Source organism: Streptomyces calidiresistens, assembly GCF_014141525.1.
In the GTDB taxonomy this organism is placed as follows: Bacteria; Actinomycetota; Actinomycetes; order Streptomycetales; family Streptomycetaceae; genus Streptomyces; species Streptomyces calidiresistens.
This window is the reverse complement of record NZ_VKHS01001139.1, coordinates 1-1,296: the sequence shown is the minus strand read 5'-3', so window position 1 is coordinate 1,296 and position 1,296 is coordinate 1. Positions and strand designations below refer to the sequence as shown.

The 1,296-nt window shown below is 75.0% G+C and carries 1 protein-coding gene; it reads left to right on the top strand.

The features are described 5' to 3' along the window. Positions 1–8: 8 nt before the first annotated feature. A partial coding sequence (locus FOE67_RS25970) for a methyltransferase (RefSeq protein WP_182667267.1) occupies positions 9–1,296 on the top strand: 1,288 nt, incomplete at its 3' end.

Sequence of the window (1,296 nt, the reverse complement as noted above, 5' to 3'; positions counted from 1 at the left end):
CGTGAGAGGTGTATCAGGGACAGGACCCGGCGGTGGCCTCCGCCGGCGGGGCGGCGGACGCCGCGGTCGGGGGCGAGGATCTCGGGGCGCTGCCCGGTTTCATGCGCCTGTTGGACGAGACCGCGCTGCTGTCGATGGCCCGGACGCTGGACCGCGCCCGCCTGTTCCGCGACGGCGCCTCCCACACCGCCGAGGAGGTGGTGGCCGTGCTGGAGGCGCGCCCGCGCCACGCCTGGATCGTGCGGCGGTGGCTCGACACCCTGACGATCGAGGGGAGACTGCGCCGGGACCCGGGCACGGGGCGTTTCCACGACCTCGTCGTTCCCGACCGGGTGGAGGTGGCCCGATCCCGCCGGACGGTGGAGGAGGGCAGCCGGGGGTTGGGCTACCCCCCGGCGATGACGCGCTTCTTCCTGGCCTCGGCCGAGCGGCTCCCCCTGCTGCTGAGGGATCGGGTGGCGTTGCAGGAACTCCTCTTCCCCGAGGGGGACTCCGCGACCGCCCGGGGCAACTATCGCGACAGCGCCCCCAGCCGGTGGGCCAATATTGCCGCCGCGGAGTTGGTGGCGGGGGAGGGCCGGCGGCGTGCCGGTCGACCCCTGCGGGTGCTGGAGGTCGGGGCCGGGGTCGGCGGAACCACCGGCACCGTCCTCGACGCGCTGGCCGGGACGCCGGTCGACTACCTGTTCACCGACGTCTCCCGTTACTTCCTCACCGAGGGGCGGGCACAGTTCGGGGAACGACTGCGCTACGGCCTCCTGGACATCGACGCCGACCCGACGGCCCAGGGCCTGGCGAACGGCTCCCTGGACGTGGTGGTGGCGGCGAACGTCCTGCACAACGCCCGGCACGTGGGGCGCGCCCTGGCCGCCCTGCGCGAACTGCTGGCCCCCGACGGACTCCTGGTGCTGGTCGAGTCCTGCGCGGAACACCACCAGGCGCTCACCTCCATGTACTTCCTGATGTCGGCCCGCCCGACGGAACGCACCTGGTTCACCGACCTCCGCGCCGGGGAGGACCGGGTCTTCCTCACCGGTCCGGAGTGGGCCGGGGAGCTGGACGCGGCCGGCTTCGACCCGCTGCCGGTTCTCCCGGACGCCGACCACCCCCTGGCCCGGGCGGCCGGACAACGGGTCGTCGCGGGCCGGGTCCGCCCCGGGGCCCGGCGCCCCGACCCCGGGGCGATCGCCGCCGTGCTCGCCCCGGTGATGGGCGCGGACCTTCCCGAACGGGTCCACGCCGTCGACCGCCTCCCCGCCGACACCCACCCCCGCACCCCATCGAACGGAGACCTCC